Source organism: Acinetobacter sp. UNC436CL71CviS28 (genome assembly GCF_000620525.1).
Classification (GTDB): Bacteria; Pseudomonadota; Gammaproteobacteria; order Pseudomonadales; family Moraxellaceae; genus Acinetobacter; species Acinetobacter radioresistens.
Genome location: NZ_JIBB01000033.1, coordinates 1 through 26,106, shown reverse-complemented (window position 1 = coordinate 26,106; position 26,106 = coordinate 1). Strand labels below are relative to the sequence as shown.

The 26,106-nt window shown below is 42.7% G+C and carries 28 protein-coding genes and 1 tRNA gene; 26 read left to right on the top strand and 3 right to left on the bottom strand.

What is annotated here, in order from left to right:
* Positions 1-3 precede the first annotated feature (3 nt).
* The 20 genes from N518_RS0111985 (at position 4) to N518_RS0111890 (ending at position 18,018) form a co-directional block, all read left to right on the top strand.
* On the top strand, positions 4-438 hold the full coding sequence (locus N518_RS0111985) for a gp436 family protein (protein ID WP_026444323.1): 435 nt from the start codon (positions 4-6) through the stop codon (positions 436-438).
* A 2-nt stretch (positions 439-440) separates the two neighbouring features.
* Positions 441-944, top strand: coding sequence for a phage virion morphogenesis protein (locus N518_RS0111980; protein WP_026444322.1), 504 nt, complete (start codon positions 441-443; stop codon positions 942-944).
* The gene (locus N518_RS0111975; RefSeq protein ID WP_026444321.1) at positions 934-1,368 is read left to right on the top strand and encodes a hypothetical protein; all 435 of its coding nucleotides are present in this window, start codon (positions 934-936) and stop codon (positions 1,366-1,368) included. Before N518_RS0111980 ends, N518_RS0111975 begins: the two co-directional genes overlap by 11 nt.
* Before the next feature lie 8 nt (positions 1,369-1,376).
* Complete coding sequence (locus N518_RS17260; protein ID WP_171076403.1) at positions 1,377-1,550, top strand: hypothetical protein; 174 nt, start codon at positions 1,377-1,379, stop codon at positions 1,548-1,550.
* Positions 1,550-2,305, top strand: a complete 756-nt coding sequence (locus N518_RS0111965) for a hypothetical protein (protein ID WP_026444320.1) — start codon at positions 1,550-1,552, stop codon at positions 2,303-2,305. Before N518_RS17260 ends, N518_RS0111965 begins: the two co-directional genes overlap by 1 nt.
* A 293-nt stretch (positions 2,306-2,598) precedes the next feature.
* A complete protein-coding gene (locus N518_RS0111960; RefSeq protein WP_026444319.1) occupies positions 2,599-3,129 on the top strand; it encodes an antA/AntB antirepressor family protein in 531 nt (176 codons plus the stop codon).
* 75 nt (positions 3,130-3,204) lie between these two features.
* Positions 3,205-3,765, top strand: a complete 561-nt coding sequence (locus tag N518_RS0111955) for a hypothetical protein (protein ID WP_026444318.1) — start codon at positions 3,205-3,207, stop codon at positions 3,763-3,765.
* A 52-nt stretch (positions 3,766-3,817) separates the two neighbouring features.
* Positions 3,818-4,099 carry a hypothetical protein gene (locus N518_RS0111950; protein WP_026444317.1) on the top strand — a complete coding sequence of 94 codons (282 nt, stop codon included), beginning with the start codon at positions 3,818-3,820 and terminating at the stop codon, positions 4,097-4,099.
* Positions 4,099-4,737: a hypothetical protein gene (locus N518_RS17390; RefSeq protein WP_228133338.1), complete on the top strand. Its 639-nt coding sequence runs from the start codon at positions 4,099-4,101 to the stop codon at positions 4,735-4,737. The genes N518_RS0111950 and N518_RS17390 overlap by 1 nt, the downstream gene beginning before the upstream one ends.
* Positions 4,738-4,808: 71 nt before the next feature.
* Positions 4,809-8,378 carry a tape measure protein gene (locus N518_RS16615; protein WP_026444316.1) on the top strand — a complete coding sequence of 1,190 codons (3,570 nt, stop codon included), beginning with the start codon at positions 4,809-4,811 and terminating at the stop codon, positions 8,376-8,378.
* Complete coding sequence (locus N518_RS0111935) at positions 8,378-8,803, top strand: hypothetical protein (RefSeq protein ID WP_026444315.1); 426 nt, start codon at positions 8,378-8,380, stop codon at positions 8,801-8,803. The genes N518_RS16615 and N518_RS0111935 overlap by 1 nt, the downstream gene beginning before the upstream one ends.
* Positions 8,793-10,757 (top strand): hypothetical protein, encoded by a 1,965-nt coding sequence (locus tag N518_RS0111930; protein WP_026444314.1) that lies wholly within the window; start codon positions 8,793-8,795, stop codon positions 10,755-10,757. The genes N518_RS0111935 and N518_RS0111930 overlap by 11 nt, the downstream gene beginning before the upstream one ends.
* 2 nt (positions 10,758-10,759) lie before the next feature.
* Positions 10,760-12,376 carry a hypothetical protein gene (locus N518_RS0111925; protein WP_026444313.1) on the top strand — a complete coding sequence of 539 codons (1,617 nt, stop codon included), beginning with the start codon at positions 10,760-10,762 and terminating at the stop codon, positions 12,374-12,376.
* Positions 12,377-12,429: 53 nt separating this feature from the next.
* Positions 12,430-13,716 carry a hypothetical protein gene (locus N518_RS0111920; RefSeq protein WP_026444312.1) on the top strand — a complete coding sequence of 429 codons (1,287 nt, stop codon included), beginning with the start codon at positions 12,430-12,432 and terminating at the stop codon, positions 13,714-13,716.
* Positions 13,713-14,009, top strand: a complete 297-nt coding sequence (locus tag N518_RS0111915; RefSeq protein WP_026444311.1) for a hypothetical protein — start codon at positions 13,713-13,715, stop codon at positions 14,007-14,009. The genes N518_RS0111920 and N518_RS0111915 overlap by 4 nt, the downstream gene beginning before the upstream one ends.
* Positions 14,006-14,392, top strand: coding sequence for a hypothetical protein (locus N518_RS0111910; RefSeq protein WP_026444310.1), 387 nt, complete (start codon positions 14,006-14,008; stop codon positions 14,390-14,392). Before N518_RS0111915 ends, N518_RS0111910 begins: the two co-directional genes overlap by 4 nt.
* 18 nt (positions 14,393-14,410) lie before the next feature.
* Entirely contained in the window at positions 14,411-16,489 is a 2,079-nt protein-coding gene (locus N518_RS17255; RefSeq protein WP_026444309.1) for a hypothetical protein, read from the top strand.
* Complete coding sequence (locus tag N518_RS0111900) at positions 16,482-16,712, top strand: hypothetical protein (RefSeq protein WP_026444308.1); 231 nt, start codon at positions 16,482-16,484, stop codon at positions 16,710-16,712. The genes N518_RS17255 and N518_RS0111900 overlap by 8 nt, the downstream gene beginning before the upstream one ends.
* Positions 16,713-16,777: 65 nt before the next feature.
* Positions 16,778-17,272, top strand: a complete 495-nt coding sequence (locus N518_RS0111895; protein ID WP_026444307.1) for a hypothetical protein — start codon at positions 16,778-16,780, stop codon at positions 17,270-17,272.
* The gene (locus N518_RS0111890; RefSeq protein ID WP_026444306.1) at positions 17,269-18,018 is read left to right on the top strand and encodes an N-acetylmuramoyl-L-alanine amidase; all 750 of its coding nucleotides are present in this window, start codon (positions 17,269-17,271) and stop codon (positions 18,016-18,018) included. The genes N518_RS0111895 and N518_RS0111890 overlap by 4 nt, the downstream gene beginning before the upstream one ends.
* A 243-nt stretch (positions 18,019-18,261) precedes the next feature.
* Here the strand turns inward: N518_RS0111890 and N518_RS0111885 are convergent, their stop codons facing one another.
* Complete coding sequence (locus N518_RS0111885) at positions 18,262-19,482, bottom strand: tyrosine-type recombinase/integrase (RefSeq protein WP_026444305.1); 1,221 nt, start codon at positions 19,480-19,482, stop codon at positions 18,262-18,264.
* Between the two features lie 913 nt (positions 19,483-20,395).
* On the opposite strand from N518_RS0111885, the gene glnA reads away from it, so the two are divergent.
* From glnA to N518_RS16315, 6 genes are all read left to right on the top strand, one after another.
* On the top strand, positions 20,396-21,811 hold the full coding sequence (gene glnA, locus N518_RS0111880) for a type I glutamate--ammonia ligase (protein ID WP_005404245.1): 1,416 nt from the start codon (positions 20,396-20,398) through the stop codon (positions 21,809-21,811).
* Between the two features lie 85 nt (positions 21,812-21,896).
* Positions 21,897-22,172 (top strand): hypothetical protein, encoded by a 276-nt coding sequence (locus N518_RS0111875; protein WP_005404889.1) that lies wholly within the window; start codon positions 21,897-21,899, stop codon positions 22,170-22,172.
* Positions 22,165-22,677, top strand: a complete 513-nt coding sequence (locus N518_RS0111870) for a chorismate--pyruvate lyase family protein (protein ID WP_005025220.1) — start codon at positions 22,165-22,167, stop codon at positions 22,675-22,677. The genes N518_RS0111875 and N518_RS0111870 overlap by 8 nt, the downstream gene beginning before the upstream one ends.
* A gap of 17 nt (positions 22,678-22,694) precedes the next feature.
* Positions 22,695-23,576, top strand: coding sequence for a 4-hydroxybenzoate octaprenyltransferase (gene ubiA / locus N518_RS0111865; protein WP_005025222.1), 882 nt, complete (start codon positions 22,695-22,697; stop codon positions 23,574-23,576).
* 106 nt (positions 23,577-23,682) lie between these two features.
* Positions 23,683-24,990, top strand: a complete 1,308-nt coding sequence (locus tag N518_RS0111860) for an alpha/beta hydrolase family protein (protein ID WP_026444304.1) — start codon at positions 23,683-23,685, stop codon at positions 24,988-24,990.
* A gap of 97 nt (positions 24,991-25,087) precedes the next feature.
* A complete protein-coding gene (locus N518_RS16315) occupies positions 25,088-25,291 on the top strand; it encodes a hypothetical protein (protein ID WP_034431652.1) in 204 nt (67 codons plus the stop codon).
* A gap of 37 nt (positions 25,292-25,328) precedes the next feature.
* Here the strand turns inward: N518_RS16315 and N518_RS0111850 are convergent, their stop codons facing one another.
* Entirely contained in the window at positions 25,329-25,772 is a 444-nt protein-coding gene (locus N518_RS0111850) for a DUF2726 domain-containing protein (RefSeq protein ID WP_005025229.1), read from the bottom strand.
* Between the two features lie 57 nt (positions 25,773-25,829).
* Positions 25,830-25,905, bottom strand: a tRNA-Asn gene (locus N518_RS0111845).
* Between the last annotated feature and the right edge of the window lie 201 nt (positions 25,906-26,106).

The following is a 26,106-nucleotide window of genomic DNA, read 5'->3' as shown; positions in this document are numbered from 1 at the left end:
CCTATGTACGCAAACCGAGCCGATCTGGTCTTGCGTTACGGAGAGGTTGAGGTCTCACAATTAGAACGAAGTTTGACTGCTAATGAGTCGGTCAACTCCTACATCGAAGATGCGTCTGATATTGCCGATGGTTATATCGGGGTCATCTACGATGTGCCGCTTTCCGACCCCCCTAAAAACTTAAAAATCTATATCTGCGATATTGCTCGATTCTTACTGTGGCGTTCCAAAGCGTCCGACCAAGTGCGTCAGCGATATGAAGATGCAATCGGGTTTTTAAAACGCGTGGCGGATGGGAAGGCAACGCTTCTAATTCAGGATGCTGAAACTCAAGAAGTAACCAAGCCGAAAAAAGTTAGAGCTAGCGCACCACTTGGGACGACGTACACAGGTGGTGTTTTCTCAAACGCAAAACTTGATGATATGCCGAGTCTTTAATCATGGCGGATACTATTCAATTTCACGGTCAAGAAAAGATAACCGAGTGGCTGAACAGAGTTTTAAAGGAAGCTGGCGACCACTCCAAGTTGATGCACAACATCGGCTCAATACTAGAACACAATACAAAACAGCGTATTAATACCGGTATTGGTACTGATGATAAGCCTTGGCAAAAGTCATGGCGTGCAAAGCTTCAGGGCGGTACAACGCTTCGTGATACAAGTCGATTGTATAACTCAATTAAGTACACCGTACTTGATGGTGGTAAACGCGTCATCGTGGGAACCAATGTTTTCTATGCCCCGGTCATGCATTTTGGTGCGACGATCAGGGCTAAAGGCGGAAAGTATTTAAAGTTTAAAACCACAATGGGTGGATGGGCACAGATTCAAAGTGTGATTATTCCGCCGCGCCCATTTCTTGGCATGTCTGTGGATGACTCTCAGGAAGTTCTGTTTGAGATTGAAGAGTATTTGTTGGAGTTATTACTTAATGCTAAGTGATTATTTTGCAGTTGAACCGAAGATTGTTGAGTTGCTAACACCCAGTGAAGGCATTTTGGCAGTAAATACACCGTTTAGCGTTGATGACATGCTTCAGATTACAAACATAGCTCCCGCTTTAAATGTAATTTATGTCGGTGATCGGGTGGGCGATAATGTTGGGCAAGGTAGGTCGAATATGGTCACTCAGCAATGGTTGATCGTTTTAACTGTACGTGATGCATCATCGCAACTTAATCAAACGAGCAATATTCGTAAAGAAGCAGATCCGCTGATCCGTGAATTGTTAAGTAAGATGCAAGGCTTTAATCCTCAGATTGCAGGCTTTCGGTCATTTGAGCGTGTCGATGCGGGTGTGCAAATTGGCTCATCGGCAGGCTTTGCGTATTTCCCTTTCTTATTTGAAATCAAATTTATTAATTAGGAGCCGTTATGGTGAAGCAATATAAAGCTTTAAAACCAGTGGGGCGTTTTGGCGTCGGCGATGTGATTGCCGAATTACCTCAAGCGCAAATCGAAAAATTATTAGCAGATGGCGTGATTCAAGAAGTGCCTGAAGCAAAGCCAGCGGCTTCAGCCAAGAAAACCACAGGGGAGCAAAAGTAATGGCTAAGGAATATATTTCGCTGCAAGGTAAGTTTTACCTGTCAGAACTTGTGAATGGTGTTGCTAGTGCAATGCGCCATTTGGGTAACGTGCCAGACTTTGAGTTAGAAATTGGTGCTGATGTTGTTGAGCATAAAGAATCAACATCTGGTCAGCGTACTACTGACTTCACGATGATCAACGCAACATCAGTGAATTTTACGGGAACGCTGGAAGAAACTGATCCAGAAAACCTTCAATATATCCTGTCTGGTATGAATCACGCCGTAGCAACTACTACAGCGACAGATATATCACTGGGTACTGTGGTGGCCGGTAAAGAAATCAAACTGGATGGTTATAACCTGAAAACGGTTTCATTCAAGGATTCAACCACTGGCACAGCTAAGACTGTTGATCCAGAGAATTACACACTGGATGCTATATTTGGTACTGTGGTTTTCCATGATGTATCAGATCTGACCATGCCGATCTTAGCCACTTACACCACTGGAGCAGTGACTAACACCACTCTGGCATCCGACTTTGAAAAAGAGTACGAACTCTTCTTTAAGGGCATCAATACAGCGAATGGTAAACATATGGCTGTACGTTTATGGCGTACCAAGAAGTCACCAGAAACCACTTTCCCGCTGATTCATGAAGAGCTTGGTCAGTATGAAATTTCTGGTCAGGCTTTATCTGATGTAACAAAGCAAGCAGATCCGGCATTAGGCTTATATGGCCATGTTGTGACGATTCCGGCAGCGGAATAACCCCATACAGGCACAAAGAACTCCACAGGATGCGAAAGCATCTTTTTTTGTGCCTGTGTTTAGATGATTTCGAATTGTATTAACTAGTTTTTACAACTCAAAGTCATTTACCAACCTATTGACAGAAATCTATATTTTTAAAGCAAAGCCGGCCTAACTAGTCGGCTTTTTTAATGCCTGTTTTCAGGCAACCCACTGGCTAGGCTGATCCCCGAAAAGAAGATGGTCGTTTCGACTATTCATTGCATCTTCTTGCCAGTGTTTCTTTTTTAATGAGTAGTCGGAGCAGATCAATGAATGCAATCGTAACAATTGAAAATCAAACTCCATTTATCGAAGTCGAATTAAATGAAAAAGTTCAGCTCGGTGTGAATGCGCGTGACCTGCACAAAATGCTAGAGAGCAAGCAGGACTTTTCAACATGGATTAAGCGCAGAATTACTCAGTGTAAGTTCGAAGAAAACTTCGACTACATTAAGCTCCACCAAAAAGTGGAGCTTTCAAAGACCGGGCAAACTTCAATTGAATACATCATCTCGGTAGATATGACCAAGCACCTTGGAATGATGGAGCGCAATGAAAAAGGCCATGAGATTCGAAAATACTATATCGAACAAGAAGAATTAGCTCGTCAGCTTAAAGATGGGCTACAGGTGCGCATTGGTAAACTTTCAGCGCAAATTGAACTGATTACACAATGCTTGTCTGAAGCGGGGCGGTTTTTGTCTGTGGAGGGCAAGCAAACCAAGCCAGCATTACTAAAAGAATTAGATGAACTGATCAAAGAGGCGCAACCAAGCCTAGATTTTAAAGATGATGAATAAATAAAACCCTTCCGGATTTTAAATCTGAAAGGGAAAACCAATGCCACCTTCGGGTGGCTTTTTCGAGACCCCATCATGAATGATTTTTTCCTAGCAACAAATCGAAGCATCAAAATCAATGACATTGAAGTGCGTCAGATCCAGATGAAAGACTTTGACACCTGGGCAATGCATGCTGAAGTATTAAAAAACTTCATCAAAGACCAAAATCATTCAGATGAGATTTTGACAGGGCTATTTAAAGCTCACGGTGTGCAAGTCGTTGCAACCATGGCATGCGTCACCGATCTGGACCAAGAATCACTAATGAAACTTGCTGCTGATGAGCAAGGGTTTAAAGATCTGCTTAAAGCGGTGCTTCTGATCAACCAGGCTTACTTCAAATATGAAAGACCTAAACGCGGCATCAAAAAGAAAGATGACTCCACCTGGTTTAATTCATTCCAGTTTCTGGTATCAATGGGCCATCAGCATAGTGAAATCATGGAAATGACTTACGGTGCATTTCAGAACTACGTTAATGCAGCAAATAAGCTGTATAAGCAGGGAATTTTTAATAACGCCGTTGCAGTTCGTGTAGCCCAATCCGACAAAAAAGGCTTTGAATCATTCAAGAAAGAAATGGTTTCTGATTGATCAAGTGGCACCCTAAAGTTATGATGGGAAAATAATAATTTAGGGGTGAAATGTGAAATATTTATTATTAGCTTTGTGTTTAGTGTCGGGGTTTACTTTTGCTGAGAGAACAACCACTAGTATCCGAACTCCATCTGGTGACCTGGTAAAAATTGGTGATAGTCATCAATCTCTAAAAGACAAATTAGAAGTCAGAGCCCCAAGACATTATGTACTTGATGATGGCAAACTATATTGTGCAGCTACTGAGTATGTAAAAGAAGTGGATTTGCAGGAATACACTATTATTTTATGTCGCGACAGAATTGTGAAAATCTTATGGCGTAATTTGTAATGAAGAATAAATTAATTGCAGTAATTTTATGGTTTTTTGGCTTAGTTTTTATTCTCAGAGGAATAACATTAATTGGGGAAAGCTTTTTAGGCAGTTTATTTATGATATTGGCTGGTATTTTGATGTTGCCTCCAATTCAAAAAAAGATAACAGAAATAAGCCCGTCTATTAAAGGCCTCTGGTTGGGTGTGGGAATATTTTTCTTACTAAGCTTTTCAGGCATGTTCCTTCAAGCTTCAGAAGAAAAAGCTTTAAAGAATGGAACAGCAAGCCCTGAGTTGTTGGCACGAGAGGTTGACCGAAAAGCGCGTAATGAAGAACAGCAGAAGGCTGAGGCTGAGCGTGAGGCCACTAAATTAGCTGAAAAAGAACGACGTGATCGGGAGAGAGAGGCACGTGATCGAGCTATTGCTATTGAGGTTGATGCAGAAATTGCATTAAAGAATTTCTTAAAAGATCCTGAAAGTGCGCAAATACGTAATCAGAGCGGTATGTGCGGCGAAGTAAATAGCAAAAACAGTTTTGGAGGTTACACTGGATTCAAACGATTTATAGCGAGTCCCGCGATAGTTGCTATCGATGGAGAGAATATAGAATCTGGCGAGTTTCAAACTGTATGGGAAAAGTTTTGTACATAATGCTTCATGCCTAACTTAGATAACCCTGCCATTGAGCAGGGTTTTTTATTGTCCAAATTTTAGAGGTATTCATGTCTGGTAAAAATTTAACTTTTAAACTAATTCTAGATGGAGACTCTAGAGGATTGGTGCAGAATACTAAAAGTGCAGAGAAAGCTTTTAGTGATTTACAGCAGGCAATTAAACAAGGAACAGCAAGCTTTGAAGGGGAAGCCAAAAAGACATCGGATGCTGTTTCTAAAATTGTGCCGAAAGAATCCTTGGAATTGGCTGATAAGCTAAAGACTACGCTAAACGGAGCAACAGAGGCTATCAAAGGTGCAGGGGATGGTGCCAAAGAAACAGCTGATAATTTCAAGGACTTTGGCAGCAAGGCTGAGAAAGCACTTGAACAACTAAAAGTTGATCTGGTTGGAGCAAAGCAAACACTTCAAGATTTCTCAAAAACCAATGCCTCGCCACATGACATTGAGGCTGCCAAGCAGAAAGTAGACCAGCTAGAACGAGAAGTAGAACAGGCTGAGACTGCATTCCATGAATTTGATAGCGCCGTAAATAAAGCCAATACAGAGCTAAAGGAAACCAGTAGTGTAGCTGATAAGGCCAAACAGGGATTTAGTGCAGCTAGGGCAGCAGTAGGGACACTGGCAGCAGGTTTAGCAGGCTTAGGGCTTGGTCTTACAGTTAAAGAGCTATTACAGACTGCAGATGCCACACAACAGATGGGTGAGCGTATTAAGAACGCCACCAGTAGCACAGAAGAATACACTATGGTTCAAGCCAGACTTTTAGATCTGGCAAATAAGACATTCCGGCCGCTTGAAGAGGCTCAGGAGGTGTACCTAGCTACAGCCGGAACCATGAAATCACTAGGCTACTCCACGGAGCAGATCTTAGCAGTTACAGAAAGCTTATCACTATCCTTTACCCACAACGCCACCAGAGCTGATCAAGCACAGTCAGCACAGGATGCCTTAGCAAAATCCATGGCTAAGGGTTCGGTAGATGCAGATGCATGGATGTCGATCATTACTGGTGCAGATAATGTCGTAAAAGACATGGCAGAAAGTACCGGGCGTACTGAAGAGGAAATTCGCCAACTAGGGGCAAGTGGTAAAATTTCCATTAAAGAGCTAACCACGGCGCTTATTGAGTCTAGAGATCGTAATGAAGAGCTAGCCAGCTCAATGGCTAACTCTACAGCCGATGCAGCTGTAGCACTTAAAAACAACCTGACAGACGTTATTGCCAAGCTAAATGAAAAGCATCAGATATCATCTAGGTTGTCAGAGGCCATGCTTACACTAGGTGGTGATATGAGCTGGCTTACCACCCTATTTGAGGATGCTATTGGCGCCATAGAGACTGTTACTGAGCGATATTCAGGGTTGGATGCAGAAACAGAAGCACTAAAAGGTGCTTTAAGCTCAATGTACGAATTGTTTAAAGAGCTTGTATCTGGTGCATGGGAATTAGGAAAAACCATAGATGACGTATTAGGGACAGCTTTCACAACCTTTACATCCTTGCTCGGCTCATTTGTTGGTGATGTCGCATCTGCCGGAGAGCAAGTAAGTTTCTTAACAAGGGTCTTGCAAGGACTATCACTTGTTTTTGGCATGGTTGAAGATGGCATATCTGGTATCAAGATTGGCTTAAATCTCATTACAGGCGCGTTCTATACTTTGGCCTCAGCAGCCAATAGCGTTATGGCGGCAATCACATGGGGCGATGTGAGCAAGCAATTTGCCGCTAATGCTGATTTAATGAAGGATAAGGCCGAGCAGTACTATACTGAAGCAGACAAGCAGGCCATGGAGTTTAAATCCAAGTATGTTGAACGCCTGGAGGAAATGTCGAAGACTGAGCAGCAGAAAAATCAGGAAAAGGCTGATAGTGCTAAAGCCACTCTGGAAAAGATCGATGCAGACGAAACAGCTAGTGCACAGAATCGGATTAAGGCAGCACAGGATTATGCCAATGCAGCCATAGCAGCTAATGAAGGCGTGCTATCAGAACAGCTCAAGTCTGAACTAGCGGCTAAGGGCTACGCCGTAGCAATGGATGAGGCTGGGAAGGTTACAGTCACGGCTATGGATGCTGCAGGGCAGAAACTGACAGAAGTACAGCAGAAAACTGAAGCCATTAAAGTGGCTACAGAAAACCTCAGAATAGCGGATGAAGAGTATCTGGCCTATCAGAAGCAAGCCGCTATTGAGCGCGCAGCTCTAGAGAAGCAGATGCAACAAGCCAAGGCTTCTGGTGATCTGAATGAGCTTAAACAGATTCAAGACAAAATCAACCAGATCAATACCAAGGAGCAAGAGCTACAAGCTAATCGAAATCAAAGACAGACAGAGTTATTGACACTTAACCAAAAAACGGCTGACGGCTCTGCTGCGGCGTACATAAGAGCTTCTGAGTTAGCCCAAAAGTTCGGGGTAGACCTGGATAGGTCACTTAACAAGGTGTCTGAGCAGTTTGTTAAGTCCGGAGATGATATAGACAAGCTAGGTAGTGAGCTAAAAAAGCTTGGGATCGAGGGCAAGCAAGCTGGTAATGTTACCTATGAAGCCTGGTTGACGTGGCTGCAAACGGCCAAAAGCCAGGCCGAAATTGATATGGCCAAAGCCAAGCTTCAGGAGTTCGGTACTCAAGGACAAATTTCAACATCTCAGGTGGAGCAGGGATTAATTGCTATCAAAATGCAGGCTCAAGGATTACCTGATGATATTGATCCGGTTACTGAAGCATTTAAGCGATTAGGCATTCAAACTAAAGAGCAATTAAAGCTGGCTGCTCAACAGGCTTTGATGGATTACATCACCGTCAGGGATAGCGGAAAGGCAACTGCTGAAGGTATCCAGAAAGCATATGAGAAGGCTGCTCAGTCTGCAGCAGCATCAGGTGATGCAGGTGTGATTGCTGCGACTAATGCGGCAAATGCAGGCCGCAATCTGGAAATCCAGATTGATGATAGCGGTCAGGCTGTAGTCAAAACCATGGATGACTGGGCCAAAGCCAATAATCGGGTAGAGAGCTCAGCCAGTGCCATTGGTGATGGTTATCGTGAAGCTGGACGGGTCGCAAGAGAGGAGGCCAAATCCTCTACTGAAGCCTGGTCAGAAGCGCTTACTGCCATGCAGGGCAAGCTTAAAGCCTCTAAAACTGGAGTCATGGCTAAAAACGGTTATTCAGTTGATGAGATTGAGCAGCAGCTGACTGAAATGGGTTATAGCGGTAATGCCCGGCAAAAGGCTAAAGAGCTATTCGAGACGGCACAACAGGGTCCAGGTGGTTATTACCGTTCAGCCTCTCATGAATATGCTGCGCGTTACGGCGTTTCTGCATACGACAACCAGAAACAGACCGGCAACTACATGTTCATTGCCGAGCAGCTGGAAAAGCTGGAGGAATATGCAGGCAAGTCGGGCAGTACTGGTTCCAGAGTCAATGTAAACAATCTGGCCCCGGACGTGAGCTATCCTAAAACCAGCACTCCAACTGCTGAGCCTTCACGTACTGTCATCAACCAGATCTCTATTAATGGCCGCACAATTAATGTCCCTGTGGATGAGGCTAATCAGGGCAGTTTTAATGATTTCCTGACTGAACTGGAAAGGATAAAAAAGAGTAGCTAATGAAATTAATACGAGTGTCTACATCAGAAACCGTCCCGCTTGAGGACGGTTTTTTATGGTCTGATGAATTTGAATGGAAGCCCATCGAGCAGAAACAGAGTCGGGCTATTGATGGTTCTCTAATTATCCAGGAGGGCCGTAAAAAAGCAGGTCGTTCAATTGTGCTGGAACCGGCAGATAACGCTATGGGCTGGATCAAACGCCGTGATTTACGCACGGTTCAAGCCTGGTCTGCTTTATCTGAACAATTCATTCTGGCTTTTGAGTATCAGCACGACAGACGTGAATTTCATGTGATTTTTAACCATGAAGCCGGGGCACTGGAAGCTGCTCCAGTGAAGGGAATTCCATCTGTATCTGAGGATGACTATTACAACGTGACTTTACGCTTTATTGAAGTGGGGGAGCTATACAGTGGCAATTGAAACTAAAAATCTGGTGCTCTATAAATCTGAGCGCCTGAGCGATACAGAAGATGGGGGCGGTAAGTACTCTGGCCAGATGATTGAAGATGGCCAGAGCAATAACCTGTTTAATGATGTGAGTGAGCTGGACCGCACCATGGGTGATGTGTCACTGCGTAAACTGTTCCCCGCCGTGACAACAAATGATACAGACCTGCTTATGGGGGCTACGGTCTTTATCTCGGAAAACCCGAAAGACCCCAATGTCTCGGCTTTGCTGTTTAGTACAAAGTCGTGGATCGATGAGCGTAAGTCCGCCCAGAACCGGATTGAAAACTATCTGGCCAAGGGTGGACAGGCAGCAGGGAGTCCACTGGATACACATTATGCCGGTATGAAAACCCTGCAGGTGGCGATGTTTTTGAGTGAAGTCGAAAGCTCGGTGGGCAGTACGCTGGTACTGGTCTCAAAAGAAGGCCAGGCTCTGCAGCATGAGCAATATGTTCGCATCACCAAAGTTGAGACCCGTATTGCCAAGATGGTCATCGATGGAAAGGAAATTGAATATAAAATTGCCACCTACAGCATTAATGATCCACTCGATCAGGATTATGTCGGACTCTCTGCAAGACAATGGTACAACGGAGATAAGTCCGAAACGATTTTACGGGATACGATTGTAGCTGATACAGGTAAGTATTACGCCTCATCTAATCTGGCCACTGATGCCAAAGTCGGTGAGTTTACTGTAAATGCAGAAAGTATTTTTGCCCAGCTGGTCCCATCTGCCCAGACTGAAACACCAATTGTGGATGTAAACGCAGCCGGGGAAAGTATGGTGCTGATACCGGGTAACACTGCTGCTATTACTGCAACTTACTCGACCACCATTGGTACCGCTCAGAATCTGTATATCGGCTCATCTGTCATGCCATCGAGTGTCTCGTTTAACCTGTTTGGCCAGCAGATCACTGATCAGGGCGGACTGCTTAAAAACACTTCTGGTACCCAGGTTGGAACAATTGATTACCAGCGTGGCTTGATCCAGTGGACACAAGCTGCAGGTGCAGGATCTGCAAACTTAAGCATGACCTTTAAGCCGGCTTCAGCACCCAACCAGTACTTCCAGTCTGAAACCCGGCCAGTGACCCAGCAGAACCAGAGTGCCAACTGGACCGGTGTGCTGGTACCACCACCAGCCCCGGGCAGCCTTTCAGTTTCTTATATGTCACAGGGCAAGTTTTATGAACTGAAAGATGATGGTTCGGGGCGGTTGTCTGGCTCGAGTGCTTCGTTTGGTTCAGGCAATATCAATTATGAAACCGGCTCCTGGTCTATTACGACGGGTGCTTTACCGGATGTGAATACACCAATTTTACTGTTATGGGGTACACCGCTGGCTACGTTCATACGCTCAGATCTTGCGGTTGAACCGGCAGCATTCGAGTTTGATTTGCAGCAAGCTGGTATAGCCTCGGGAAGCGTGACAGTGAAATGGCTGCTGGAAGGCGAACAGAAAACTGCAACTACAAATACGCTGGGCCAGTTTAGTGGCGATGCCACCGGTACCTTTAACTATGCCAGCGGTCAAGGCCGGCTGGTACCGAATAAACTGCCGCAGAAAAATACGGTCTTCACCATCAATTATAGCTATGGCGTACCGCTTGATCAGACTGTTGAAAATGTCATGCCAACTGATCAAAAGCTGAAATTTACCATTGGTTCAGGTGCTGCAATACAACCCAATAGTGTTGAGTTAAGTGTGCCGGTTGCTGATCAAATCGGCTCAGTCATCGGTACGGTGGTTCTAACTGATATTCCAGTGAATGCAGAGGTTGGTAACCTGGTTAACAGTCAGGGCAAGGTACAGGGCACCATTACCTATGCAACAGGTGCGGTAGAAATTATTCCTGAAGCGACCAGCTCGGTTTTCACCAAATCCTATATACCAACTACGGTTTATGGAGCAGCATAAATATGTCATTTTATTTACCCGCCACTTCTCAAATTAAGGAAGAAGTAGTGCAGCTCGGGGCATACCGGGCGACCAGTATTAGCGTGAAATACCGTGATACTTCAGGCGTAAGTTCCGGAGTTAAACAGGTTACCGGTGACAAGCTGCGCTTTGATCTGACCCAAGGCTTTGATGAGCAGATCCTCTCCGGCGCGGTGCGTTTTATGCTGGGTACGGATACCTATCTGGACCGTACTGGCACCCTGGTACGCAATGTAAATCCAGCCAATAACAGTGGCACCAGTTCCGGTATCATTCAATATGGTACCGGCAAAATCGAGATTGACAGCTGGACACCGAATACCGATAACCGCCTGACATTGCAGTCTTTAACCACCACCACAGATATGCCGCCGGTCAACCGTATCAGCTTTAGAACACCGGTCAGTCCGCTGCGTCCCGGTTCATTAACAGTCGTCGTAGCCACTTTAGACTATGGCCAGCTGACATTGCGGGCTGATGACGATGGCATCATTGAAACTAGCCGGGCACATGGCCAGATTAATTACGATACCGGTTTTGTGGATCTGTTTTTTTATACCAAGACTGAAATTACTGAAAGTAATCGTGCAGGAATTGAAGAGCAGGACTGGTATGACGTTCTGCTCGAGTACGAGGAAGCCGGTAAAAGGTACATCAATATACCGGTATGGGTCGCTCCGGAATCAGTCCGTTATAATGCGGTGGCTTATACCTACATCCCTCTGGATGCTGAGATCTTGGGGCTATCCGCTACCCGTCTGCCGCTGGATGGCCGGGTACCGATTTACCGGGTCGGTGATATTGCTATTGTCAGTTCCAGCAAAATATTTGAACTGCCAGATCATATCGCTGGCCAGATTTATGAATTACCGGATCAGCGCATTTCATGGGCCGAGCTTGAAGATGCCGACGGGGTAAAAGTACCGTTTGATATGTACAGCGTGGATTATGACTATGGCAAGTTTACGCTAGGTGGTGATTTTGCTTTAAATGCGCTGGTTGCACCGCTCACTATGCGTTATCGCTATCAGGACATGCTGCTGATCCGTGACGTACAGATCAACGGCCAGCTAACCTTCACCAAGCCACTGACCCACAATTATGATGCTGAAAATACCATTGTCGGCTCAGCTCTAGTCATTGGTGATATGCAGGCCCGCTCTACCGGGAAATTTGTACAGCCGTCCTGGAATAGTGTCTGGTTAAATGAGGCCACTGGCGGGGCAATTTCAGCCAATTACAATGATGCCTTATATCCAATTGCAGTCACGAATAATGGTGCAATTCAGGAACGCTGGGCCTTGGTTTTTACTGGAGATCAATCGTTCCGCTGTATCGGGGAGTACTCGGGACAGATTGGTACAGGCACTATCAACACAGACTATGCCCCAATTAATCCGGTCACTGGAGTACCGTATTTTGTAGTGAAAAAAGAAGGCTGGGGACAGGGCTGGGTGAGTGGCAATGTACTGCGCTTTAATACCATTGCTGCTACCTTTCCAGTCTGGGTCATTCGTACTGTGAAACAGTCTGAACCAACAGTGCTATCAGATCAGTTTCAAATCATGCTGCGTGGTGACATTGATCGCGTGGTTTAAAATTTAAATTAAATATGGCCGCGTTAAGCGGTCTTTTTTATGGATATTAGAAAATGGCGACAGATGTAGATGTACAATATTTTAGTCATTTAAATGGCTTAACGCTTAGCAATAACTGGGGTGATTTAATTCGTCTGCTTGATAAAGCTTTGGTGACAGGCGTTGATTTTACTCAAATTACAGCAGCTTCAATTGATGCTCAAGGTGATGTGCATATCACACTATACGCAGCGCATAATGCCATGTTGTTTCAGGTGGTTGAGCTATCAGGTTTTACTCCCGCATCACTCAACCAGAAATACAGAATCAAAGGCGTACCAAGCGCAACCGAGCTGATTTTAAAACCACATGCTGCAATTGTTGAAACAAATATCACAATAGTTGGCGCAGGAAAACTAGCATCACTGGGTTATGAAATTATTTTTCGCGATACAAACGATGTAAAGCGTGTTTATCGTGCTAAAAATCCAACGGCACAGCATCCGTTTATTCGTGTGGATGAAAGCTTAACAAGTCCAGATGGTACAACAGGCGTATATACATCAACTTATGCAAAATATGCCATGGTTGGCTTACTTGAGCACATGGAGCATATAGACGATTATGAAAATCCAGATGTGTTGCAACTACCCTTTGACCCAAGCGACCCAGCCAAAAATTGGAAAATTGCAGGTACGGACGCGAGTGTGGTGCGCGGATGGAGTCGCTGGCATTATGCGTCAAACCAATCATCAAACATTACTGACACGAACGTGCCTGCTAATGGAAATCGAGAATTTACATTGATTGGCGATAAAGACGCATTTTATATGCACACTGCAACACGTATTGGCGGGAGTGGGCAAAAGAATTTGCGGGGCTGTGGATTATTTAATGCTTCACTACCGAATGATGTGATACCAAATTGGTTTTTGATGACATACACACCTGATATTCCGACAGCCGCAAATTCAAACTATGCTACCTACATTCAAGGCTACCCAGGATTAACTCCGTTAAATTCTTTTGCTGCAAATTCAGCATTTTTTACACCTAAATATTCACCATTACAGCGTATTTCTAAATATACAAAGGCTAATCCTATTTTGCCTGATTACGCAACTGGTGCTACCACAATCTATGCAGGTACAGATATTGCTGCGCTCGAAGTACCTTTCGTTGACACAGAAAAATGCTTAAGAGGAACACTTAAGTATGTGTATTACGCGGGAAACAATCGAAGCGCAACCACACAAGTCACTCCTCTGCTCGCTGAAAACTCAATGTATTTATGGGAGAGCATGGTGTATTCAAATGAGGCGGTAGGTGGGGTGTATTATTATATTGGAGAGATTGAATGAAACCATGTTCTCGAAAATCCTTATTTGCATCGTATCTGATACAGGCTATTGAAGTAGGCCCAGTAATTGCAAAAATTAAAGGTTCAACAAAAAAGTTAGGTCAACAATATCAAGGTGCAATAGTTGTGCTTTACAACAAAGCCAACTTACAACCCATGGCAATAAAAAAACCCGATCAAAATGGTAATTATCAGTTTCTGGGACTAAATACAAATTTAAAAACCTTTGTCGTAGCTTTTGATCAGAATCAGCAATACAACGCAGTCATACAAGATAACGTGGTGCCAAAATGAGCCGAACTTCAAAAGCCGCAAAATTAAATATGATAACCGCGCTTGCTAGTTATGCAGATAGCGGCGCAGGTGCAGCCACCATTGTTTTTTATGACGATACGATGCCAGCCACAACGGAAGATGCCGCAAATGATAGTGCCAAGTTAGTGACACTGACATTGCCAGAGCCTTGTTTTAAAGAGGTCACTGTTGATTACGTTGAGCTATATCCAAGTGATACCGCTACCGTGATTAAAACAGGTACAGCAACATGGGCGCGCATGTATAACGGTGCGGGTGCGAGCGTGATGGATTTGGTTGTTGGTACTGACATCACACTAGCAAATACAAGCCTTGCAGTGGGCGGCACACTAAACGCGCAGTCTATTAAATTACGGCCTTAAATTTAAAGGGGTAGTCATGTGGAGTTTAAAAATAAGGCCGGCACGGTTGACCCGCACAATGTAAATTTTAATTTTAAGCCTGATAACACAGACAGCCATAACATCATTTTAAACTTTGAGGTTTTGGCTGATGGGTCAACTAACTTAAACTTTGGTGACGATAACAGTGCGGCTATTTACGCAATTGCCGATACTGGCTTTAGTGTTGAGATAGCCGCGTTTTATGCTGATAGTGATGCCAACACAAGCGTTATTGATACCATCGTTGACACTGCTTTTTCAGTTGAAATAGATGCAGTATTTGCGCCAGACATTAATATTGTTGGCAGTATTGATGCTGTTGTTGATACCAGCTTTATAACTGAGATTGAGGCAGTATTTAGTCAAAATCTATTAGTTATTGACACCATTGTTGACACTGATTTTAGTGTTGAGATACTAGCAACTTTTGACATTAACTTTATTTTAGGTGTGAGCAATATAGGTCAATTTAGCTACCAAAAAGCCGCACCATGCTTAATATCGCAGCGATATAGGTGGGCTAAACCAATCTTTAAGGCGCATAACAGCGCCTTTTATTTTGAGCACAGTTTAAGCCTAGGTAATCAGGAATTACTTGGTTTTGAAAAGGCTGACTTGCTGTACCGCTCGGTTCAGCTGCAGCATGAGAAAGCGACTGGTTTATCTAGTGATGCGTACTTTATCTGGCAGGAAAACAAAAGGCTGGCCAAAGCGCGAATATTAGTTTTTGAAGAGAGCAGTAAGCTTAGGATCAACCGTATTTCAGATTGGGAGGAGCTGGTGCGGAAGCGCCGAAACTTTACCTATTCGCATCAAGTAGCACAGGTCTTTGAGAAGCGTTTTATATTTGAATGGGATAAAGGTCTTGAACTGATCACGACCAATAGCATTGCATGGGATAAAGCTAAAGCCATTCATTACCGAAAGCATCCGGTTCAACCCTGGCCACAACCTGAGCTTCCTGAATATATTGGCAGTACTGACCTCAACTTTAACTGTCTGTGTACCGGATCGGATCCACACAACCTTATTTTAAATTTCGGGGCAGATGACTGTATTCCAGGTCTGCCGCCAAAAAGCTGGTGGTATATCGTGAATGAATTATCCGTAAGCCGTCTGGACAATGGCCAGAATATCCTGGTCTATGATGGCAGTTATAGTACAGATCGCAGCCGCTGGTGCTGGTCATATAGCCTGAACGTACCCGCATCTGAAATACCGAAACTAGAGCCAGTTAATGGCCAACCTGTCATTTTAAGAGTTATGGTGAATGGTACCGAGCATCACATGCTGCTTGAAAACCGTAGTCGCTCACGTCGATTTGCCGAAATCACTTATACATTAAGCGGTCGCAGCCAGTCCGCTTTACTGGACGCTCCCTATGCACCGACACGCTCATTTACCCAGGAGAATGAAAGGACCGCACGGCAGCTCTGTCAGGCTGAACTGGATCGGGTCAACAGCTCAACAACACTGCAGTGGGAGCTGATCGACGAGCTGAGCTGGATTGTTCCAGCGGGCAGCCTGAGCTATTCAAACATGACCCCCATTGCTGTAATCAAAATGATTGCTGAGTCTGCAGGAGGTTTTGTCTACAGCGAGAAGGGCAGCGATACCATCACTATAAAGCCCAAGTACAAAAAAACATTCTGGGATTCAATCACGGTTGAAGAATATGACCGGCTGATCCCTGAAAGTCTGGTCACAGAGCAGTCTACCGATTATGAGCCTTATCCTGATTATAACGGGATTACTTTGACCAATGACCGCTCTGGCTTAAGTGGCCAGATTAAACGTACTGGCACTGCAGGTGATACTTTGCTGGAAACAGCGAACAATCCACTGTTTACCGTTGAGAGCATGGGGTCTTATGGCAAAGCGGCTCTGGCCAAGTCAGGTCTGGTCGAAACCCACAATCTGGTGATGCCGATTGGTCCGGATGTGAGTGAATGTGTACCTGGTGATTTAGTCGCATTTAATGCTGAATGGTGGGGCATCATTGATGGGGTGAACGTGTCATTCAATCATGCGGTGATTAACCAGAGTATTAAAGTGGAGAGCATCAATCGTGAGTAATCCATTACAACGTTTAATCGACTTATTACCCAAGGCTCCAGAGTTCATTGGCACCATCACCTCAGCAGATCATCCTAATTATAAGGTTTTAGTGGTCGATGGTAGCGGATTGGTCCTGTGCACCAGCAGTACCAAATACTTAACAGGTACCCGGGTGTTTGTATCAAACAACGAGATCAAGCGCCCAGCGCCTGAAGGCAGGGTTATACAGATAGAAATTTAAGAAAGGTAAAACAGTTTAAGCACCCTACGGGGTGCTTTTTTATTACCAAAATTTAAGGGGGCGCAATGTCCAACGATTATTCAACTGATCCACCTGCAGCAACAGCAGCTTCTCTTATCATGTTATCTGACAAGCTTACAGATATGTGTCAGAAAATGGATAAGCTCAGTGATGTTCCGCAGCAGCTTGATCGATTAGATATGACTATTAAGCAGCTTAGTAAGGACAACCAACAGACACGGAACGACTTGCAGCAAACACAAACCAACTTTCAAATTGAATTAGAGAAAATTCGACGAGACGTTGGTGAGCTAAAAACCAGTAAGACCCGGATTGATACGCTGGGTGAATGGTTTAAGTGGGGAGGGATCGCCTTGCTTTCAGGGATTTTGGGCTCCTGGCTAACCCTGTCATCCGATGTACGAGCAACTCAAACCAAGACCAATAACAATGATCAGCGAATTATGAGCCTTGAGAAACAAGGTGACCAGACGCTTCGAATCTTGGATGAAATCCGCAACAAACTTTATGAACGCAATTACGTGAGAGAATCACAATGAAATTTATACCCGAAAATGTCACAAAATATCTATCTGTTAAGCTCCCTCTTCTGGGAGCTTTTTTATCACTGTTAGTTTTAATTCTGCAGTGGGCCTTGGATTATCAGATTATCCCTGTTGAATATCAGCTACTGATTATTAACTTCGTAATTCCTGCTTTGGCGTGGATTGGTCGTAAGATTGCCCAGCCAAATCTAAACCAGAACCAACCTTTAGGTTTTGTCACTGTGACAGCCGGCCATTCCAATGTTGATCCGGGTGCAGTTAGTGGCAAATTTAAAGAAGCCGAACTGGTAACTAACTTTCGTAATGCAGTAGCTTATTACTTAAAGAGCTCCGGTATTAGTATTAAAACGGATGGTGTGGGTACCACTAATAATCCATTGGCTTCAGCCATCAAGTTAATTAAGGGTTCTTCTGTTGCAGTTGAATTTCACTTAAATGCCGCTGGATCTAGTCAGGCGAATGGAGTTGAAACAATTGCTTTGCCGAAAGATAAAAAATTGGCTCAAGACTTATCTGCAGCTGTGGCCACCGCTTTAGGTAGTCGTTTACGTGGTGATAATGGCTGGATTGATCAAAGTCAGTCAGCACGTGGCAAGCTAGGTTTTATCAGTAATGGTGGATTAATTGTAGAGTTAGGCTTTATTAGCAATGAGGATGAGATATCCCGCTTTAATGCTCGTTACTGGTTAGCTGCAAAAGCAGTTGCTGATGTGCTGATTGAATATGAAAATAACCATTAAGCTTTTAATGATGTGCAGTCTACTAACAGGCTGCACAGCACACTCAATCTCTAATCATGTTAGCGTGACACTGTGCGTGCAGTGTTTAGCGCAATGATCAACAAACCCCACCAACTTCAAAAAACTCTAATGGCTCTTGCTCTGAAAACCACGGATTATACCTAAGCGCCCACCCCGGACTTTTATTGTACGGCTTGGCTCGTTTGACTAAATAGCAAATATAGAAGTGGTAAGGACTCAATCTTATTTTCCCCAATTATCAACGATATCGCACCATTCCTGAATCATTTGCCGGCGACCATCTAAGTGCTGTGCATGGTTATAGGTGCCACGTACCACATTCTTATCTACGTGAGCCAACTGCAATTCAATCCACTCTGAACTATATTTGTGTTCATGCAGAATTGTCGATGCTGTTGATCTGAAATCATGAGCTGTCAATGATTCAAAACCCATGCTACCCAAGGCTCTATTAATTGTTGTTTTATTCATGATCTTGGTTTTATTGAATACAGAGCAAAATACATATTCATCATTGGACTGTACCTTCTGGCGTTCAAGGATATCCAGCATTTGGGTGCTAAGCGGTACCAAGTGAACCCGGTTCATCTTAATATTGCGCTCACCTTTGCTTAATTGTTCTTTTGTGGCGGCAGGTACGGTAATCAGCTTATTTTCAAAATCTACCCATTCCCATTTTAGGCGGCATACTTCAATAGAGCGCATCATTGAGTACAACAGGAACCGGATAGAGTTCTTAACCATTTCCGTGCTACGGCTTTTATCCATAGCGTCATTGAATCGAGCACGCTCATCTAGGGTCATTGGTCGAGCTGTTTCTTTTGGTGGTCGCTCAACTGTCTGACCCAATGAAACTGTAGGATTGGATTCACAACGAAGGTTAGCAATTGCGTAGTTGAATATAGAGTTCACCAGCTGCCTATTTCTAATCGCTGTGCTTTCACCGGTACCATGGTTCATCTGCTTTGAAACACGCTTGATGGTATCTTTCTGCATTTTAAGAATATCGTACGGTGTAATGTCCTCAATATTTTTATGACCGAAAGCCGGGAACAGGTCACGCTCAAAAGATTTTTCTACATTCAATTTAAAACTGGTAGAGCGACGATCTTTTTTAGATGTGTACCATTCTAGTGCAACTTGCCTGAAGAGGTTCTCAGATTGCGTTTTGGCTTTCTCTTTTTCTTCTTGCTTGAATTTGGCAGGATCAATGTTCTGATCCAGGAGCGCTTTCTGGTCTGTAACTTTTTGACGCGCCTGTGCTAAAGTTACTACAGGGTATTCACCAAGACTGATCATTGAAGCTTTACCGAGGAATCGGTAGCGATATCGCCAGAGCTTAGATCCATTGGGCCGAACTTCAAGACACAACCCACTATGATCAGCTACCCTGAACATTTTTTCTTTAGGCTTTAACTGCTTTATTTTAGTATCGTTTAGCATGGGCTGTGAGTAAGAAAGCTAAATAATAAGGATACTCACAATATTACTCACAATGCACCTAAATGTCACTTGAGCTCATTTTAGCTTATTTAATGATGGGCGTAGTTTTGAGAAAGAATGGGAAAAGCTATTTTGGTCTATTTTATACTATCTAGCTTCGTTGTCTCTTTTCGATCATTAGAAGCATGAGCTTTTAACCTTTTGAAATGTATACACCTATGTGTCTTTAATTCGGATGAACTCTAAGAAAATATTTGACTAAAAACAGGAAACCCAGATTTAGAAATAAATGCAAAAAGAAAAATTAGAGCGAACAATATCATAGCAAAAAATCATGAATTGCTGCTGAACTATTTCTATTATGGTGTTGAGGCTTATACTTAATATTAAAAAATCTGGCAAATTCTCTTAAATCAAAAATTAAGGATGGCCTAAGACTTAAAAAAATCATGCGTAGGGAGAATAAAAAAACAGTGAGTAACTGAGCTACAGCTATTATGAATCAAAAATAAACAATAACTGTTAAAAGCTGACTATCATCAAAATTTTTGAGCTAAATTCCCGATAGAAATTAAAAAATAAATAATTTATTAAATTTAGAATATCTATTAGAGCTCCTTAAAAATAAAATCATACAAAAATAACTAAACACAGTCTTAACTTCTAAAAAAATGCACTATTTTGGTTCAATAATTCTATTATTCTGAATAAAGTAATTTAAGAATGATTGATGATAGTGCAATTCAATCTGCACACAGTATAATACCCGCATAGCTAAGGTTTTTTTAATCTTCACACTATTAAGAAATTCAAAGCATTAGCTTAGTATTCTAAAGTTGGTATGGGAATTGCTTTATATTGAGCAACTACTAACATGCACTCGATAAGTGCAACAAAATTTCATCGGAGCAAAATGAGCATGGCGAACAAGGTCCTTCAACTCATAGAAGAAAGTGGCGCAAAATGGGTCGATTTTCGCTTTACTGATACCAAAGGCAAGGAACAGCATGTTACTTACCCGGCAGACAGTATTGATGAAGATACATTTGAAGATGGCAAAATGTTTGATGGTTCTTCAATCGCTGGCTGGAAAGGGATTGAAGCATCGGACATGATTTTACGTCCAGATGCAGAAACTGGCTTTATCGACCCGTTCTTTGCAGAGCCAACAGTTGTAGTAACTTGTGATGTGATTGAACCATCAACTGGACAAGGCTATGAACGTGATCCACGCTCCATTGCTCGTCGCGCAGAAGAATATTTAAAATCTACCGGTATCGGCGATACTGCATTCTTTGGCCCTGAACCAGAATTCTTTGTATTTGACGAAGTAAAATGGGACATCGATATGTCTGGTGCACGCCATACATTGATCGCTGAAGAAGCTGCCTGGTCTACAGGTAAAGATTATGAAGCAGGTAACTCTGGCCACCGTCCACGTGTAAAAGGTGGTTACTTCCCAGTTCCGCCAGTAGATTCTTCACAGGATATGCGTGCAGATATGTGTGCAAAAATTGAAGATATCATGGGACCAGGCCGTGTAGAAGTACATCACCATGAAGTTGCATCATGCCAGTTAGAAATTGGTGTGAGCTTCAATACCATGGTGCGCAAAGCAGATGAAGTTCAACAGTTCAAATACGCAGTTTGGAATGTTGCACATCAGTATGCAAAAACTGCTACTTTTATGCCTAAACCAATGGTAGGCGACAACGGTTCAGGTATGCATGTGCATATGTCGATCTCCAAAGATGGCAAAAACCTGTTCGCTGGTGATGAATATGCAGGCCTTTCAGAAATGGCATTGTATTTCATTGGTGGTGTAATCAAGCATGCTCGTGCACTGAATGCAATCACTAACCCTTCTACAAACTCGTACAAGCGTTTAGTGCCTCACTTTGAAGCACCAATTATGCTGGCTTACTCAGCACGTAACCGCTCTGCTTCTATCCGTATTCCTTACGTGTCTAGCCCTAAAGGCAAGCGTATTGAAGCACGTTTCCCAGATCCAATGATGAACCCGTACTTGGGTTTTGCAGCATTGTTGATGGCAGGCCTTGATGGTATTCAGAATAAAATCCATCCGGGTGAAGCGGCTGACAAGAACCTGTATGATCTTCCTCCTGAAGAAGAAGCAAAAATTCCTACAGTTGCCCATAGCCTCGATATGGCTCTTGAAGCACTGAAAGAAGATCACGAATTCCTGCTAAAAGGTGGCGTGTTTACTAAAGATATGTTAGATGCATATATCGAACTTAAAACTGAAGATGTGCGTCGTCTTAATACGACTACTCACCCAGTTGAGTTTGATATGTACTACAGCCTGTAAATCTATTCTGAATTTCACTGTAAAAAGACCCGCCTTTGTGCGGGTTTTTTTGTATGATGCTGTAATTGATAAACGATATGATGTTATGGCACCACGCAAAAAAAATACTGGATTTTTTCCATGGATTGATCCTCAGGATCACAATAAAGGTTTTAAACTGAATTTTTCTGAAGTGACTTATATAGAAATAGGACGTACACCTGAAGGTTATAAACAGGCAGAATTTGTTGCACTGCGACATCCTGAATTCGCTCTGGACTATGATTATCCAAAAAGTTTTTATCTCACTACCGAGGGCTTGATCTTAAAGAAATTACCGAGCGGGACATATGTAGTCATTGCTAAAACAGATAATGGTTAATTGTGAAGTTGGGAAAGTTGTGAGTTCAAAATATAAAAACAAGCATGCTGAGCAGATTCCTGCAGCACTAAAAATTTGGTTATATGCATCAGGTTCCTTAACCCGACAGTTAACCGATCTGGCTGGCGGAAAGTTTAGGGTCGAGACGCTTAATGAATATTTTCAACGCCCTAACTTCGCTGACAGCCAGTGGATGAAAATGCCAGCTCAGCATACTTCCTGGGTACGTGATACTTATCTATATGGCTGTGAGACACAGCCGTGGGTCAAGGCGAAAAGTATCTTTCCGATACTAAGCCTGCAAGGACGGGCACGTTTATTTCAACACATTGGTCAAAAGCCAATTGGACATTTTTTATTTCAGCGTACCCGGCCCGCCTGTGAGCGGCGTGTAGTTTATCTGGAAGAGGGTTGGACCCGTCAGAGCTGCTATACTTGGCATGGCTGCAAATTTATTGTGCAGGAGACATTCCTGCCAGCTTTTGAGTATTTTATTCAGCAATAACCTCGTTAAGGACAGTCATGGCAACTGTGCATCAGATTACTTGGCGTGAGCGCCTGGAAGCTTATTACTATTTATGCCGTTTTGATAAACCGATTGGCACCGAACTGGTTTTCTGGCCAACCATGTGGGCACTCTGGATAGCGTCAAAAGGTATACCGGACCTAAAAATTCTCTTTATTATGACTTTAGGCGTAATTTTTATGCGTGCTGCCGGTTGTGCTATTAATGACTTTGCTGACCGGAAGGTCGATGCACATGTAGAACGTACCAAATCCCGGCCTTTGGCGACTGGTATAATTAGTGCTAAAGAAGCGGTTTTAGTATTTCTGGTTCTGGTTGCTGCCAGCGCGTGTCTGTTATTTTTCCTCCCTATTCAAGCTTTTTACTGGTCATTTGGCGCTTTATTGCTTGCATTCATATATCCTTTCATGAAGCGCTATACTCATTTGCCACAAGTCTTTTTAGGTGCAGCTTTTTCTTGGTCTATTCCTATGGCCTATACCGCAGTGGGCCAGACACCAGATTTAATCTGCTGGCTGCTTTATTTTGGAAATCTGTGCTGGACTGTTGCCTATGATACGCAGTATGCCATTACTGACCGTGAATATGATTTAAAGATTGGTGTAAAATCTACAGCCATCCTTTTTGGTCGTTATGACATTCAAATTATCGTACTTTTACAGTTATGCAGTCTTATTCTAATTGGTACAGCCCTGTATTTAGAAAATATTTTATTTCCATGGTCGATGATCGCTTTAGTTGTGGTTGCATTCGATTTTATATATCAAACAATTAAAACCAAGGACCGCAATCCCCAAATATGTTTTTGGGCATTTCGTCATAATCGTTGGGTTGGATTCATAATTTTTCTGGGAATATTTTTAAATTTTATATCGTAAAAATAGTACTCAGGTTGAAAAGTGTTCTATGCAGGACACTTTTTTTGTGTCTTAATATTTGTGCATAAATTTATGCAGAATAAATAATTGATAAAAAGGATATTTTATGAGACGTTCAAGAATTGCTTTAACTATAACAAGTTTAGTTTCGGCTTTATTTCTTACAGCCTGTAATGATGAGAATGACGATTATAGAGGGGTAAATCCGGATCAGACATTTATTTCTGAAAAGTCTTATTCTAAAGATAGCTTGAGTGGCGCTTCATCTATAAAAATCATGTCCTATAATATGGTCAATGTACAAGGAAAAACAGCGGAAGCCACTGCGCTAGTGATGTTCCCTAAAGTTACTCAACCTAAGGATGGTTATCGAGTAGTAGTTTGGGAACACGGTACTGTAGGCGTAGGGGATAGCTGTGCACCAAGCAATAATACTATTAATCCACGCTTCAAAATTTTAGCTGATACATTATTGGCAGCTGGTTATGTGGTGATTGCTCCGGACTATGAAGGTTTAGGTACTCGAGGAATCCATCCATACCTTAATTTGGGAAGTGAAGCTAAATCTGCAATTGCAGCAGTAAAAGCTGCTAAAGATCAGTACGGCAGTCAGTTGAATAGTTCATGGATGTCGATTGGGCAATCTCAAGGTGGGCATGCCTCATTAGGAACAGCTGAGTTTGCTAATAACGACAGTAACTATAAAGGAGCGGTTGCAGCAGCACCAGCTTCCAGCCTTGGCTATATTATTTCTGTAGTTGCACCACAGGCAATTCAAGATATTCTTGGAAGAGAACAGGCGGGTACTGCGCCTGTTGGCACAGCTGTAGAAGTATATGCCGAGCTACTTGCATATGCTGCATATACCACAGTGGGTATTACTGCTTATGAACCTAAATTTAATTATCGTGAAATCTTCCAGCAACGTTCTCAAAGTATAGCCGAGTTTGCAGAAGGCACTACGGGCGAAAATGGAATGTGTTTAACTGATTTGCATAACAAATTTGCAGATGATATCCGTGATTTTCTTGCGACTAATGCTGGTAAAACAGTTATGGACTATCCTGGTCTCGCTGGTAATTTCCAAGAGAATCCAACGGTGAAGAAATTCTTGGCTGATAATCAGCCTGCTACTAAAAAAATTAATTCACCTGTTATGATTGTTCAGGGAACTGCTGATATGGCTGTACCATATCCTGTTACTAATACCTTACAAGAGGGACTTAAAAAAATGGGAACTGATGTGACATTTGTCCCTGTTAACGGAGCCGCTCATACTCAGGCGATTGTATGTAGAAATGCTGAAATTTATCAATTTGTACAATCTAAGATGCCAGCTAGAATCAATATAGTGCTTGATCCATCAGTAATAGATGCAAGTAAAAATGTTGAATGTACTGGAGTAGCTCAATAATTTCTTGTATTTAAAATAATCAAACTAAAAGGGTCTTAAAGAAGGCCCTTTTTTGTTATATTGGGTCAGTTTTAAATTATTTATCTTTAATATTTCTATGAATAAAGAAACGGTGCAATCGAAAGCTAAGTTATGGGTATTGATGGGACTGGGTTTATTGATTCCAATTTTTCTGGTCAGTATGGCTTATATTGCAGTAAACAGTGATGCCAAGAATCAGGAAAAGTACCGACAGCAACAAGCTGAACAACTGGCAAAAATCAAGGCACGTGAAGAAGCAGAAAAATTAAAGAAAGAATGAAATTTCAAGCAGAGTTATTAAATATATTCTCAAAAGCTTAAAGTATATCTTTTTGAAGCTGTCGAATAGTTGGAATTTCTGTATATCGTATAATCCTGTAGCCCGCTTCTTTGAGCATCGTATCCCGTTGCCGGTCTTCTTCTTCTTTATAAAGATGTGTAGGGTCATCAAGTTCAATTATGGCAATCACTTCAAACTGAGTGTTTAAAACGACAAAATCTGTAACTTTGCGATTAAATTTCTGACGGATTTTATAGTCATCGCTCGTAATGAGTGCACTAAATGCCACTTGAGCCAGTATATGCTGCTGTGGGAGAACCTCTTTAAGGCGAATAAACATGCGCTTCTCAAAGGCAGTAATGACCGGTTTAGCCAAAAACTGCTTTTTAGAAGTAAGGTACTGCTGAAGACTTAAATATACGAGTCCAAGACTTGCCAAGATACCAATAATTAGAAATGAATTATGAATAAATTCTGACACAGTAAGATCTTTCTATAAGAAAAAAGCCCACTTAAATAAGCGGGCTTTTTAGAATCTTGGCTCTCCCACCTGGGCTCGAACCAGGGACCTGCGGATTAACAGTCCGTCGCTCTACCGACTGAGCTATGGGAGAATCTGTGGGCTATTCTATGGAGGAAGAGATAAATGGTCAAGTGGAAACAGCTAAAAAATCATTAGATTTAAAGCGTTTGTTTTAAAAATATTCAGTAAGTGAATCTTGGCGAACAATAAGACCCATCAATAGGAATAACTTGGATATATTCTTGGCGTAATAAAAAAAGCCCACTTAAATAAGCGGGCTTTTTAGAATCTT